This window comes from Rhodococcus sp. PvP016, assembly GCF_017832185.1.
Classification (GTDB): domain Bacteria; phylum Actinomycetota; class Actinomycetes; order Mycobacteriales; family Mycobacteriaceae; genus Rhodococcoides.
This window is the reverse complement of the sequence record NZ_JAFIBH010000001.1, coordinates 1,672,407-1,686,357: the sequence shown is the minus strand read 5'-3', so window position 1 is coordinate 1,686,357 and position 13,951 is coordinate 1,672,407. Positions and strand designations below refer to the sequence as shown.

Here is a 13,951-nt window from a genome sequence, read left to right as displayed (position 1 = left end):
AACGGTCGAGGCGGGGTCACCGTCGTGAGCGCTGCGAACGAGGCGCCCACGGAACGCACCACCGACCGACGAGCTGGATGGCGTTCGTGAGGAAGAAGCCGATCAGAGCGACGAGGATGATGCCGACGTACATTCGGTCAGCGGCGAAGATCTGCCACGAGTTCCAGATCATGTGGCCCAGCCCGTCGTTGCCGGTCACGAACTCGACGCCGATCAGGATCAAGATCGACTGGCCGACGGCAATCCGAAGTCCGACGAAGATCTGGGGCAGTACCGCCGGAATCAGCACTTTGCGAAGCATGCGACCGCGACCCACCGCGAACGAGCGCGCGGTCTCGAAGTAGCCCTCAGGCACATCGAGGACAGCCTCCAACGCAGAGATCCAGGTGATGAAGAAGACGCCGAGCGCGACGAGGATGATCTTGGGCGTCTCTCCGAGGCCGAAGATCATCAGCAGCAACGGCAGGATCGCCAGCTTGGGGATCGTGTAGAACGCCGACAGAACGGGCTCGAGTGCGGCCCGCGCGATGCGCGACAACCCCAGCAGGACGCCCGCAGCCGTCCCGATCAACGTGCCCACGACGAAGGCGATGAGCCAGGCCTTCATCGTGACGACGAAATCGCCCTGCAATGACCCGCTCCGCACCATGTCGACGGCCGTCGTGGCGATGTCGGACGGCGGCGGGAAAAACCGCTTGTCGATGAAACCCGTCTGGCCACCGATCTCCCAGGCGGCAAGCAGGATGATGGGCGTGGCAATGCCCAACACCCGGTTCTGCCGTCGGCGTCGCCGTGCGAATTTGTCTGGATCGACGTCGTCGGGCCCCGGGTCGATCGAGACCACATGCCCACCGGGAGTGGAGTTGCGTTCACGGAGGACAGTCATGCGTTGCTCCTCGCCGGCGTGGTCTGGACCTGGTCTGCCAGCAGTTCCCACAGATGCTGCTCCAGGCGTGCGAACTCGGCGTGCGAACGGAGATCCGACGTGCGCGGGCGATCGAAGGGCACCCGAACGTCGGCAATGATCCGGCCCGGCCGAGCCGACATGACGACTACACGGTCGCCGAGCAGGATGGCCTCATCAAGGCTGTGCGTCACGAAAACCACGGTCCGCCGGTTCTCCTGCCAGATCGCCAGCAACTCGTCCTGCAGCACACGGCGCAACTGGGGGTCGAGCGCGGCGAACGGCTCGTCCATCAAGAGGATTTCGGGCTCGAACGCGAGCGCTCGGGCGACGGACACCCGCTGACGCATGCCACCGGAGAGGGCTGACGGGTAGGAGTCGCGGAAGGCTCCGAGGCCGAGGCGTTCGATCCACATGTCGGTACGTCGTGAGGTGTCCTCCGGCGTCAGTCCCTTGCCCTCGAGCGGGAAACGAACATTCTCCTCGACGCTCATCCAGGGGAGGATGCTGTAGTCCTGAAAGACCATGGCCGTCAGAGGAGCCGACGTCTCGTGGTCGACTTCGATCAGACCGCTCGTCGGCCGGATGAGCGAGTTGAACATCCGCAGGAGCGTCGACTTCCCACAGCCCGACGGGCCGAGCAGACACACGAACTCCCCGCTCTCGATGGTGAGATCGACGTTCTCGAGCGCGATGACCGGACGCTTGCCGGGAAATCGCTTGCTCACCCCAGAAACTGTGATCTTGGCTGCCACTGGTTGCTCCCTTCGGGGTTTCGGCGGGCATGCGGTCACCGCCGCGCGCCTCGGCTCTGCGCCACCATGACGAACATCACAGTCAACGATTGGAGTGTACTCATTTATCGAATCCGGGCAACTGCCCTCAGCCGCGCCGAGGCGACAGCAAGCGACGACCGACCAACATCTTCTGGATCTCGAGCGCGCCGGCCGCCACGGTGGCGGCCTGCGCATACCGCCAGTGGTGCTCGAGGTGGCCCAGAGCCGGATGCATGCCGGGAGCATCCGGCGTCAGCGCTGCGACTCCTGCCATGTCCATCGCCACGTCTGCGACCTCCTGCTCCACGAGCGTCGACGCGATTCGGGCGATCGGGCCCCCTGCAGGCGTCTCCTCGCCCCTGACCCGTCCGTCGTAGTTGCGGTAGTTGAGCAGCCTGGCGACGAGCACATGGACCATGGCCGCTGCAAGGTCGGGCGACGCCGCGGGGCTGCCGCCCTGTGTGGCCTCTCGCGCTTCCGCCAATATCCGATCGGCTCGCGCATACCGGGGAATCCCGACCCTCTCGAACGCGAGACCGGCCGTCATGATCTCCCAGCCGTGGTCGACAGTACCGAGGACTTCAGCGTCCTCGACGAACACGTCGTCGAAGAACACCTCATGAAAGTGGTTGGGTCCGAGCATGGTCGGGATGCGCCGGACGGTGATGCCCTCTCGGTCCATCGGGACCAGAAACACCGTGAGACCGTCCTGCTTGCGCTCCAGCACCGAGGTGCGAGCAGCGAGAACGCAGTACTGCGCATGGCTGGCATAAGACGTCCAGACCTTCTGGCCATCGACCCTGAACCCGCCCTCCACCTTCGTCGCCCGCGTTGTGAGGGACGCCAGGTCCGAGCCGGCGTCGGGCTCGGAGAACCCCTGACACCATTGGACGTCACCACTGGCGATGCCGGGCAGGTGCTGCTCGCGCTGGGCCTCGTTGCCGAAGGTGATCAGGGCAGGCCCGATCCACGTCACGCCCATGTACTGGCCGCCGCGAGGCTCGTTGTGAGCCCACATCTCCTCGTTGAACACCACCTGCGACCACACGGAGGCGTCATCGCCTCCGTACTGCCGCGGCCAGGCGCGGGTCAGCAGGTTCTGTGCTCCCAGCTTGCGACAGAAGGCCCAACTGGCGGCCAGTGGTTCGTCGAAATCCTCGACGAAAATGCCGGGATAATCGGCCGGCATCGACTCACCGATGAGCTCTCTCAGGTCGGACCGCAACTCGGTCTCCGAGGAGGAGAAGGCGTAGTCCATCGTCAGGAACTCCTCAGGAGGTCATGAGCACCGACCCCTCGGCCGATCAAGAGAAGTATACTCATTGTCATGCGCTCGACTGCCACCGCACGCAACAGAAGAGCCTGTTCGTGGACCTGACCACGCCCGAGGTCGCGCTCGACGTCGCACGATCGGCGCGCGCATCCTTCGGAGCCGACGACCTCGCGCTTGCGCGGTCGAGCTGGACAGACGCGGCCGGTGCGCTCTCGACCGCGGTCCAACGATTACGACACGTGGGTCTGGACGATTTCGGCGGACTCGACTCCGATCCAGAGCTGGCGATGGTGGCATGCCTGGTAGCCGAGGAGGCCGGGCGTGCCGCACTCCCCGCGCCGGTCGCCGCCCTCATCACCGGCGCCGGCACCGGCCGATCCGTGCCGTTGCACGCCGTCGACCGCGGGGTCGACCAGGTGCTGCTCGACTACGCGGCTCTCCTGGATCAGAGCTGCACCATCGATCCGTCCGGTCACATCGTTCCGATGATGGCGACTCCCCTCACCGCGGATCCCAAGATGCTGGCGCCGCATGCCGCCGTGTGTCGACCGGTCGGAGACGGTGAGGTGGGTTCACCTCGCACCTGGGCCTGGCACGAGACGTTCTCTGCCTTCAGCAGCTCCGGCGCGATGAGCCACGTTCTCGACCTGGGAGCACGACACCTCAACGAGCGCATCCAATTCGGCAAGCCACTCAAGACACGTCAGGCACTGGAGTACCGGTTCGTGGACGCGGCCGTCGCGGCACGGGGTCTCCGCGAACTCGCGCTGTTCACGGCGTGGCGGCTCAACGCGGACCCGACGGCCGGGGAGGGCGCGGCGCTCGCCCTGCGCCTGGTCCACCTCGAGACCGTCCGGGACGTGATGCGCCACATCCACCAGATCCACGGCGCGATCGGCTTCTGCTTCGAACACGATCTCGCCCTCATCAGCCAATACCTGCAGTTCAGGCGGTACCAGCCCGTCCCGTTGAGTCAGACCCGCGCGAGGCTGGCCGATCACATCGACGACATCCCGAGTCTGCACCGGGCCGGATCGTTGGGCTGACCTCGCCACTGCCCGCTTTCTGGATCGCAACCGATCCTCTCCCAACGGTAAGTGCTCAAAAAAGTGTACTTAGTTGCAGACATCGACTGATCTTCTTGTTACTGTGAGCACACTCGACGTCCGACAGTGATGCAGGTCACCTCGCCATATGCACCGGTGGATGTGGGGTTTTGAGCAGCAACCGACAGTCGAGGTCGGCCTCGGGACGAACGCGTACGCGAGCCCAGGGATCCGCCTATCGCAATACACAGTCCTGAATAGCTCGGCATCAACCACGAGAGGCGCCACCATGCGACCCACCACCAACCGGAAAGCCGGGCTCATCGCCGCGATGACCGTATGCACGCTTGCGCTCGCCGCATGCGGAAACAGCGGTAGCGGTTCCAGCGGCGCAGATGAGGCGGGGCCCCCCGTCGATGTCTCGGCCGCAACCGCCAAGGTCCAAGAGCTGACGGCGTCACCGACCCCGCTCGGAATCAGCGTGCCCGTCGACAAGCCGATCCCCAGCGACCTCAAGGTCATCCTGGTCAACTGCGTGACATCGTTCTGCAAGCCGATCGGCGACCAAGTCGAAACGGCCGGCGAAGCGCTCGGCTGGGACGTCTCGATCATCACACCGTCGAGCGGCAACGCGGCCGCACAGCAGAACGCGTTCAAGTCGGCTCTGAGCCAAGACCCCGACATGATCATGAACTACACCTACGAAAGCACCGTCCTGGGCGACGGCTACCGAGAGGCGTTCGACCGAGGCATCCCGGTCGTCTCCGGCGGCGTCCTCGACGAGCCGGCCGCGCCGGGCCAGCCCGGGCCGTTGGTCAACTTCTCCGGGCCTCCCGGTGTTCAAGCTCAGGGCGCGGCCGTGGCCGCGCTCGTCGCGGAGCGCACCGAGGGTCGGGCCGACATGCTGTTCGTCGGTCTCCCCGCATTCCCGATCATCGACTCCCTCGAGAAGGGCATGAAGAGCGGGCTCGAGGAGTACTGCCCGGACACGTGCCAGGTCAGAGAACGGTACGACCTACCGGTGGAGTCCATCGGTAAGAACGCCGCCGAGCTGATCGTCAACAGATTGCGCGCGAGCAAAGACGTCGACAGCGTCTTCCTCTCCGCCAGCGTCATGTCTCTCGGCATGGTGAACGCACTGAAGTCCGCGGGCCTGCAAGACATCAAGATCTTCACCGCATATGCAGAGGACACGGTGCTGCCCGACATCAAGTCCGGTGCCATCGAGGGCGCGGCCAAGAGCCCCGGCCTCGAGAACGGCTGGTACTTCATGGACGGCGCAGTCCGGGTTGCAGCCGGAGTCGATCCGGCTCCCTCGAACAGTGCAGTGCCCAACGTACTGGTGACCGCGGACAACCTCGGCAATCCTCCTGTGACGACTCCGATCACGGACGACTTCGAGGCCAAGTTCCTGGAGCTGTGGGGCAAGTGATCACCGGGGAACACATCGCTGATGGACAGCGCCGACCAGCGCTGTCCATCAGCAAGATGTCCAAGCGCTTCGGCGGCACACGGGCCCTTCATGAGGTCTCCTTGGAAGTCCACGACGGCGAGGTGCTCGCCTTGCTCGGCCACAATGGCTCCGGCAAGTCGACGGTCATCAAGATCCTGGCCGGCTTCCACCAGCCCGATGGCGGAACCGCGGAGCTCCGCGGCTCCGAGTTGATCCTCGGTGACGCCCACAGCGCCAACAGCCTCGGCCTGCGTTTCGTGCACCAAGACCTCGGAATCGTGGAAGAGCTCAACACAGTCGACAACGTCGCCCTCACCAGCGGTTATCTGCGTGGCAAGTTCGGCACGGTGGACCAGGGCCGGCAGGCGAAGCGCACCAGAGAGCTGCTCGACCGCTTCGATATCGAGATCGACGTGTCGGCTCCCCTCAGCGAAGCCGACCCCGTCCAACGCACCGGGGTCGCGATCGCGCGGGCGCTGTGGGACTGGGAAGAGGGAGAGTCGCGGGTCTTGGTCCTCGACGAACCTACTGCCGCTCTGCCTTCGCGCGAGGTTTCGCAGTTGTTCGATCTGATCAATCGCGTGCGCGATGCCGGGCACGCCGTGGTGTACGTGTCACACCGCATGGACGAGATCCAGCAGATCGCAGACCGGGTCATCGTGCTCCGCGCCGGAGAGGTCGTCGCCGACACCCCGGTCCGCGATGCGAAAGCGGTCGATCTGGCTCGCCTGATCACCGACAACGCGCAGCACACCGTGGCGGCGGACCGAGGTGCCCGCCCGGCCGCGGGCGAGCCTGTCTTGTCCGTCCGCGGCCTGTCGGGCCACCACACCAAAGATGTGGACATCACCCTGCACGCCGGCGAGATCGTGGGCGTCGCTGGGCTGCAGGGTTCCGGTCGCGAGGAGATCGCCTACCTGCTCGGGGGTGCCCGTCGATCGAAGGCTTCCGGCGGTTGGCAGGTGGCGGGGCAGACGATCGACCCGCCTACCTCGGCCAGCGCCCACAGTTCGGGCATCGCACTCGTACCCGGCCAGAGGCTGCGCGAGGGTCTCATCGCGAACTTCACTGTGCGCGAGAACTTGACCCTTGCACGGCTCGGGAGCCTGTCGAAGCGCGGCCGATTGGCGTCCAAGCGAGCCGAATCCGAGTTCGCGCGAAAGTGGATGCGTGCTCTGGCGATCGCTGAGCACGTCGCCGACGACCCGATACTGACCCTGAGCGGTGGCAACCAGCAGAAGGTACTTCTGGCCAGGTGGTTGTCCACCGAGCCACGGATACTGCTGCTGACCGAGCCGACGGCCGGCGTCGACATCGGCGCGAGACGCGCTCTGTACGAGTTACTGCGGGAGCAAGCCGCGGCCGGCCTGACGATTCTCGTCTGCTCGTCCGACGTCGAGGACCTCGTCGAGCTGTGCGACCGGGTCTTGGTCATGCGCGAGGGAGTCATCGCCTCCACAGCCGAGGGCGAACAGATCAACGTACCCCACCTACTGACCGAGATGGAAAGCAGTTATGTCTGAACTGAAGGCGTCCGACACCGACAACACCACTCACACACCGTCGACGGAGATATCGTCACGGCACGCGACCACCTCCGCAGGTGGTCGCTCATGGAGTCGCACCTTGAAGCCGCTGAGATTCGGCAACATCGGGGCGGTGTACGTCGGCCTCATCATCGCCGTCTACTTCTCCGTCACTCAGCCGGACCTGTTCCCGCGCTTGACGACCCTGCAGCTCATCCTGAACCAGAACTCGGTCGCGGCCCTGGTCGCATTCAGCCTGATCGTCCCGATGTGCACCAGGGTCTTCGATCTGTCGATCGGTTATGTCATGGGAATGACGAGCGTCACGGCGGCCTACCTGGTCGTCGAACGGCAACTGAGTTTCACAGTGACGATCGTCTTGTGTCTGCTGCTGGCCCTGGCTGCGGGATTACTCAACGTCGTCCTCGTCGTGATGCTGGGCATCGACTCCTTCATCGCCACACTCGCCAGTGGCGCATTCTTCCAGGCCATCATCCTGCTGATCAGCGGCAACGTGCCGGTGACCGACCAGCGGTTGAACCAGGACTTCGGGAAGATCTCCAACACGGAGATCATCTTCGGGCTGACGCCCCCGGTATTCGTCGCGATCGTGATCGGGCTGCTCATCTGGTGGCTGCTCGAACGCACCGTGACCGGGCGTCGGCTCTATGCGACCGGGTTCAACGAGGAGGCTGCCCGCCTCGTCGGCGTGCAGACCCGCCGGTTGCGGGTCGGCGGCTTGCTGGTCTCAGCGCTGGTCGCTGGTCTCGCCGGAATTCTGGTCACCGCCCAAGTCGGGGCAGGATCGCCGGAAATCGGTCCGGGCTATCTACTGACGTCGTTCGCGGCGGTCTTCCTCGGTGCCACCCAGTTCCGCGGTGGACGTTTCAATGTCCAGGGCGCAGCGGTCGCCGTGCTCGTCATCGCGGTCGGGTCGGCCGGTCTGGCCATCTCCGGTGCCCCGGTGTGGGGCTCGTCGATGTTCCTCGGCATCATCCTGCTGTCGTCCCTCGCGCTGCGTCGGTACGAAGAGGTGCGGTCGAGGACGCGAAACGCCTGACCCGAACGAAACAGACACGAAAGTACCGATGGTCGTATTCGACCATCGGTACTTTCGTGTCGATGTGGAGTCAGCCCAGAGGAGCTACTTGATTGCGGCGCCACCGTCGATGGGGAGGCTCGTACCGGTGATGTACCGCGCCTCGTCGGAAGCCAGGAACAGCACGGCATTGCTGATGTCCAGGTCCTCGACCCAGGGAATGGGCAGGAGAATGGTGGCGCTGGAAGCGGTAGCGAAGTCGTCACGAGTGGGGTGCGCAAGGTGAGGAGAGAACGCGTCGTACATCTTCTGGTTCTGGGCCATGGGTGTGTCCACTTGGGTCGGATGCACAGTGTTGACCCGGATCGCGTGCTCGGCCAGCTCGTGCGCGAGCGTTTTCATCAGACCGACGACGCCGTGCTTTGCAGCTACGTAGTGCCCGGTCCGACCGAAACCTCTCAGTCCCGCCACGGACGAGGTCAAGACGATCGATCCCCCGGTCCCCTGCGCGACCATCGTCGGAATCGCAGCCTTGACAGTGCGCCACACGCCGCTCAAATTGATGTCGATCATCTGATGCCACGTCGCTTCGTCGAGCTCGGTGGCCGAGCCGAAGGAAAAAATGCCCGCGTTCGCTGACACGATGTCGAGCCGACCCAACTCGGCCACGCCCGCGGCAACGGCTTGCTCGAGCGAATGGTAGTCACGCACATCGGCGCGAGTACTGACGATCTTTCGACCTCTGGCCTCGACACCGCGAACCGTTTCGGCCATGTCAGCTGCTGTCGCCATCGGGTAGGAAACCGTGTCGACATCGTCCATGACATCGACGGCAATGATGTCGGCCCCCTCCTCTGCGAGGCGAAACGCGTGACTGCGGCCTTGACCGCGTGCGGCACCGGTGATGAAGGCGACTTTGCCTTCGACTCGTCCTGGCATGATCGAATTTCCTCCTGTAGCTGGTGAGACCGTTCGTCGAGAAGACCGTTCACAGAGCAGGGCGAGCGCGCGATGCGTCCCCGACGAGACCTTCTTCGACCGCCTTGATCTGGAGCGCGAGAAATTTGCCGTAGAAGCGAGCCATCGCGAGATTGCCGCCCATGAACCACAGGCCGTCGTGCCCTGACTGGCGCCAGACGCCGCGCAGCTCACCCTCGTCGTCGAGCCCCCACACCGGTCCGCATCTGTCAGCGACGTCCGGGCCGAGGAGCCGTCGGGCCGTGTCGAGCATTCCGCGGTAGCCGGTGGCGAGCACGACGACATCCGCGTCGAGCGCGCTCCCGTCGGACAACTCCAACCCTGCCTCGGTGAACGTGTCGATCTCGGTGCCGGCCTTGATCTTGATCTCGCCCGCAGCGATCAGCTCGGAGGTACCGACATTGATGTAGTACCCGCCGCCCTTGTGGAGGAAGAGTCCCATAGCACCCGTTCCGTCGATCCCGGACGACACCAAGAAACCGGACGCCTCCAGTGCTGCAATCATGTCCGAATCCAACTCCGCCATCGCCGCCGTGGTGGCGCGGTGCATCTCAGGCGCAGCCGTGAACGGGAATGACGCCCCGAGGAGGTCGGCGACGTCCGTCGGCGGACCGGATTCGTCGTAGAGACCGGTCATGGGGACGGCCGCGCTCGCGACACTCACCACGTAGGTAGGCGATCGCTGCAGCATCGTGACGTCGGCACCACGTTCGTAGAGTTCCTGAGCGATGTCGTGGCCGCTGTTGCAACTGCCGACCACCACAGCTTTGCGCCCGGAGAAGTCTTCGCCATGGGGGAAGCCGTGCGAATGGCACAGCATTCCCGCATACGTGTCGGCACCGGCGATCTCAGGAATGTTCGGCTCGGTCCCACTGACCCCTGTGGCCAGAACGAGGTGAGAGGGATGAACCACCCGGGTAGTGCCGTCGGCCCTCTCGAGGGTCACGCTCCACTGGCCGGAATCAGCGTCGTAGTCGCTCGCGCGCAGCTCCGTGCCCGTCCAGACATTGAGCTCCATCGTGGCGGCATACGACTCCAGCCAGTCGGCCAACTTGTCCTTCGGCGAATAGACGGGCCAGCTGGACGGGAACGGCAAATACGGCAAGTGGTCGTACCAGACCGGATCATGGAGGACGAGGGAGTCGTATCGGTTCCGCCAGCTGTCGCCGATCCGTGGATTGCGATCGATCACGAGGGTGTCGATCCCCAGACAACCGAGTCGTGCAGCAAGGCCGAGACCACCATGTCCTGCGCCCACAATCACGACCGCAGGCTCGGACGCGGTGAACTCGCGCTTCAGCTTGCGAGATTCGGCCCAGTTGCGTTGCGAGCGATCGGTGCCGTGCGCTCCGCCGTGGGGACGGTTGGCGCCCGTGAGCTCCTCGTGGCCGACAAGCCCGTCCATGGCAGTCATCACGGTCCAGGCTTTCCAGACGTCGTCACGGCGCACCAACCTCAGCACTCCACGTCCGTGCGCGAGGTCTGTGGTGAACGTGAACATCGCCTGGATCCAGGGCTCGGTACCTGCGTCGACCAGCGAGGCGTTCCCGATCATTGCCATCGACAGCCCCGATTGGCCGGCGCGTTCCGATACTGCGCTGTCGAGTTGCTTCAGCCCGTGCGCGGTTCGCAGATCCCACGTGAACCCCAAGAGATCCCGCCACCAGGCATCGTCGTGGAACAGGCTGCGGACTGCGCCGTCGTCAGCTCGGCTCAACGCGAGCTCGAAACCGCTGACCCACCGTGCGGTCACTGCATCGAGCTCGGCGCCGGAAAGGGAGGTCGGGTCGGACACAGAGGACACTTCGATCGACACGTACTGACCATCCGTTCGGATACGTGGAAAGGAGACAAGAACTCCCCGTCGGTGTGAGCGGGAGTGTGACTCACGTCATTTTTGAACCATATCAGTGTCCTGTTTAGATATACAAGCAAGCACGGGCTGCGCATAACGCCCAAAGGCAATGACACAGTGTGCTCAATGACGTGTACCGCTGCCACCATTTAGAGCGCGCATCGCGCGAGAACGACCTCAGTAGAGACCCACCGGCTCGACGTCGGCCGAGAGACGGGTCTCGAGGACGCGACCGATGCCCTCGGCCGTGTCGATGTCGTCGGTGATCCGCTCGGTGCGGTAGTTCGGCAACTGCATCAACGACAACGAGTGCGAGTCGAACCTGACGACCTGCCCGTTCAGGTGACGGCCCCGCTCGCTGATCAGGTACACGACCGCCGGCGCGATCCGGTCAGGCTGCGGACGCTGCACGCCGTCCGCCCGCGCGCCGACGCCGACGCCCATGCCGGTCTGTGCGACCGGCGACAGCGCCATGACGCTCACCCCCGTACCTGCCGCGTCCACAGCCAGGTTGTAGGTCAGCGAGGCGACCGCACCCTTGGTCAGTCCGTAGGCCGTCATGCCGGGAATGCCCACATGCGCCCCGGACACCACGTTGAGGATCGAACCGCGACCCTGCTCCCGCATGACCCGGTACGCGTGGAGCGCAACGAAACTGCTCCCGAGCACGTTGACGTCCACGATCGTGCGCAGCGCCTTCTCGGTCAGTTCGCGCGGATCGCCGAGCTGGAAGACAGCGGCGTTGTTGACCACGCCGTCGACCGAGCCGTACACATCGACAGCCGTCGTGATCAGGCGTGCCGCGACATCCCAGTCGCTGACCGAGCCGGCCACCACCTCCACCGCGTGTCCAGCGGCTTCCAGGCTCTTCGCGACATCGGCCAACGCGTCGCGATCGACGTCGTTGATGACCAGCCGCGCACCCGCGGCGGCGATGGCTTCTGCATACGCCCGCCCCAGACCTGCTCCGGCTCCGGTGACGACGATGGCCGCACCGTCGAGCATCCCCATAATTCTCCTGAACATCGGCGTAGCGGCACTGGGTCACGGCACCCTCGGACAGGCATCGACACCATGACGTGGACCTGATGATCTCGGATTATTAGCATACTCTATTAGAGAAACGGCTCGACCCTACAAGGAGAACCCATGGTCAAGTGGCACCAGCTCGACGTCGCCCGAGATCTCGACGGACTGCTTTACGAGAAGGACGGACCAGTAGCGACGATCACCCTCAACCGTCCCGAACGTGGCAACTCCATGCACAAAGGCATGTTCGGTCCCATCCGGGCGGTCTGGGAGGACGTCCGTGACGACGACTCGATTCGCGTCGTCATCATCACCGGAGCAGGCGACCGGCATTTCTCCACCGGGGCCGACGTCGGCATTGCCGCATCGGACAGCTCGGTGGCCGCGAACGCACCGCTCGACCAGACAGTGTTCTGGTCGGCACGACACAACAAGGTGTGGAAGCCCGTCATCGCGGCCGTGAACGGCACCGTTGCCGGCGGAGGCCTTCACCACGTCGTCGACGCAGACATCGTCGTGGCCAGTGACCACGTCCAGTTCCTCGATACCCACGTCAACATCGGCATGGTCGGCGGTCTCGAGAACATCGGATTGGCCAAGAGGCTTCCGCTCGGGACGGCGCTGCGCATGAGTCTGCAGGGTCGTGACTACCGGCTCAGCGCCGAGCGCGCCTACCAACTCGGTCTCGTCGACGAGCTCGTTCCGCCGGGCCGAGCACTCGAGAAGGCTCGGGAGATCGCGCTCTCGATCGCGAAGAACTCCCCGCAGGCGATGGCACTCACACAGCAAGCCATCTGGGGTTCACTGGAGGCGAGCTACGAACAGTCACTGCAGCACGCGTGGGCGCTGATCAGATTGCAGTGGTCCCACCCCGACTTCATCGAAGGCCCTCGCGCTTTCGTCGAGAAGCGCGAGCCGCAGTGGAACCCCGATCCCGACGCGACCCACGCAACGGGTGCCTGACGCCCGCGCAGGCAGGAGGACGCGATGCCGGGTCGGTCACGAGGCTCAGTCGGTCGGGAGTGTCCGCATCCTCACGAGGCTGTCGATCACCAGTCGCAGGGTCGAGGTCGAGGCAGGGCTGTCGGCGAACGCCGTCAAGAAGCCGTGGATCTGACCCGGCACCTGCGAGTGCGCCAGCAGTCGGTCGACCGATCGCATCCGCTCGGCGAAGGCGTCGGCTTCGTCCCGCAGCGGATCGTGCTCGGCCGAGACCACGACCGCCGGCGGGAGCTGTGAGACATCCGGGGCGAGCCCCGGGGAGATGTGCGGATGCGCGCGATCGACGTCGGACTGGACATACGCGTCCCAGAAGAATCTCAAGTGGTCAGCCGTGACGAAGTAGCCCTCCGCCTTCTCGCGGTACGAGGCGGTCTGCATCGCCGCGTCGAGGACGGGGTAGATCAGTACCTGGCCGAACAGAGCTGGTTCGGCGACCGCCTCCGCACGCCTGACAGCAACCGCTGCAGCGAGATTGGCCCCCGCGCTCGTGCCCGCGACAACCGTGCGCGAGGGATCGGCGCCCCAAGACTCGGCGTGCGCGATCGCCCATTCCACAGCTTCGGCGGCGTCGTCCAGAGGAGCCGGATACGGGTGCTCGGGCGCCAGCCGGTAGTCGACGTTGACGACGACAGCGTCGGCACCGATGGCGAGGGAACGACAGGTCGGGTCATGCATGTCGAGGTCTCCGCTCACCCACCCTCCGCCGTGCAGGTACACCACGAGCACGCGCTCCGAATCGTCCGATGCAGGCACGTACACCCGTACTGCGGTGCCTGCGGACGTCCGGAGCTCCAGCACGCGGTCGATCGGATCGGAGATCCGCGGTGGCCGTACCCGACTGCGCATGCGTTGCAGGTGCTCGGCTGCCTCGCGCGAGCCGAACCTCGCGCCTGCCGGAAAGGGATCGGTGGCGCCGGCCCCCTCGATGAAACGGCGGACGTGCTCCTCGAGCGGGACCGACATGGCACTCCTTCTCCTGGCAGACATCACGGGGTCGGCGCGACGGAATCGACGACCAGGGCCGGGGACCGTTGTACCTGCATCGATATCCTGATACCCGGTCGCTAATT

Annotated in this window: 12 protein-coding genes; 5 read left to right on the top strand and 7 right to left on the bottom strand. The window is 64.9% G+C overall.

Going from position 1 to position 13,951, the window contains the following annotated elements:
- Positions 1-16 precede the first annotated feature (16 nt).
- The 3 genes from JOE30_RS07730 to JOE30_RS07720 all read right to left on the bottom strand — a co-directional run bounded on the left by JOE30_RS07730 (position 17) and on the right by JOE30_RS07720 (position 2,938).
- Complete coding sequence (locus JOE30_RS07730; protein ID WP_204865848.1) at positions 17-886, bottom strand: ABC transporter permease; 870 nt, start codon at positions 884-886, stop codon at positions 17-19.
- Complete coding sequence (locus JOE30_RS07725) at positions 883-1,632, bottom strand: ABC transporter ATP-binding protein (RefSeq protein WP_307806099.1); 750 nt, start codon at positions 1,630-1,632, stop codon at positions 883-885. The genes JOE30_RS07730 and JOE30_RS07725 overlap by 4 nt, the downstream gene beginning before the upstream one ends.
- Positions 1,633-1,786: 154 nt before the next feature.
- Positions 1,787-2,938 carry an acyl-CoA dehydrogenase family protein gene (locus tag JOE30_RS07720; RefSeq protein ID WP_204870150.1) on the bottom strand — a complete coding sequence of 384 codons (1,152 nt, stop codon included), beginning with the start codon at positions 2,936-2,938 and terminating at the stop codon, positions 1,787-1,789.
- A 23-nt stretch (positions 2,939-2,961) separates the two neighbouring features.
- Between JOE30_RS07720 and JOE30_RS07715 the strand changes: the two genes are divergently transcribed.
- The 4 genes from JOE30_RS07715 to JOE30_RS07700 all read left to right on the top strand — a co-directional run bounded on the left by JOE30_RS07715 (position 2,962) and on the right by JOE30_RS07700 (position 8,038).
- Positions 2,962-3,999, top strand: a complete 1,038-nt coding sequence (locus tag JOE30_RS07715; protein WP_204870149.1) for an acyl-CoA dehydrogenase family protein — start codon at positions 2,962-2,964, stop codon at positions 3,997-3,999.
- Positions 4,000-4,288: 289 nt separating this feature from the next.
- Positions 4,289-5,431: a substrate-binding domain-containing protein gene (locus JOE30_RS07710; protein WP_204870148.1), complete on the top strand. Its 1,143-nt coding sequence runs from the start codon at positions 4,289-4,291 to the stop codon at positions 5,429-5,431.
- Positions 5,428-6,975 carry a sugar ABC transporter ATP-binding protein gene (locus JOE30_RS07705; RefSeq protein ID WP_204870147.1) on the top strand — a complete coding sequence of 516 codons (1,548 nt, stop codon included), beginning with the start codon at positions 5,428-5,430 and terminating at the stop codon, positions 6,973-6,975. The genes JOE30_RS07710 and JOE30_RS07705 overlap by 4 nt, the downstream gene beginning before the upstream one ends.
- Positions 6,976-7,078: 103 nt before the next feature.
- Positions 7,079-8,038: an ABC transporter permease gene (locus JOE30_RS07700; protein ID WP_204870145.1), complete on the top strand. Its 960-nt coding sequence runs from the start codon at positions 7,079-7,081 to the stop codon at positions 8,036-8,038.
- A gap of 84 nt (positions 8,039-8,122) precedes the next feature.
- Here JOE30_RS07700 and JOE30_RS07695 read toward each other — a convergent pair whose 3' ends face one another.
- The 3 genes from JOE30_RS07695 to JOE30_RS07685 form a co-directional block, all read right to left on the bottom strand.
- Positions 8,123-8,956, bottom strand: a complete 834-nt coding sequence (locus JOE30_RS07695) for a mycofactocin-coupled SDR family oxidoreductase (protein ID WP_204870143.1) — start codon at positions 8,954-8,956, stop codon at positions 8,123-8,125.
- Positions 8,957-9,005: 49 nt separating this feature from the next.
- Positions 9,006-10,790, bottom strand: coding sequence for an NAD(P)/FAD-dependent oxidoreductase (locus JOE30_RS07690; RefSeq protein WP_307806098.1), 1,785 nt, complete (start codon positions 10,788-10,790; stop codon positions 9,006-9,008).
- A 237-nt stretch (positions 10,791-11,027) separates the two neighbouring features.
- Complete coding sequence (locus JOE30_RS07685; protein ID WP_204870141.1) at positions 11,028-11,855, bottom strand: SDR family NAD(P)-dependent oxidoreductase; 828 nt, start codon at positions 11,853-11,855, stop codon at positions 11,028-11,030.
- A gap of 144 nt (positions 11,856-11,999) precedes the next feature.
- On the opposite strand from JOE30_RS07685, the gene JOE30_RS07680 reads away from it, so the two are divergent.
- Positions 12,000-12,842 carry an enoyl-CoA hydratase/isomerase family protein gene (locus JOE30_RS07680; protein ID WP_204870140.1) on the top strand — a complete coding sequence of 281 codons (843 nt, stop codon included), beginning with the start codon at positions 12,000-12,002 and terminating at the stop codon, positions 12,840-12,842.
- Between the two features lie 45 nt (positions 12,843-12,887).
- Here JOE30_RS07680 and JOE30_RS07675 read toward each other — a convergent pair whose 3' ends face one another.
- Positions 12,888-13,844 carry an alpha/beta hydrolase gene (locus JOE30_RS07675; protein WP_204870138.1) on the bottom strand — a complete coding sequence of 319 codons (957 nt, stop codon included), beginning with the start codon at positions 13,842-13,844 and terminating at the stop codon, positions 12,888-12,890.
- Between the last annotated feature and the right edge of the window lie 107 nt (positions 13,845-13,951).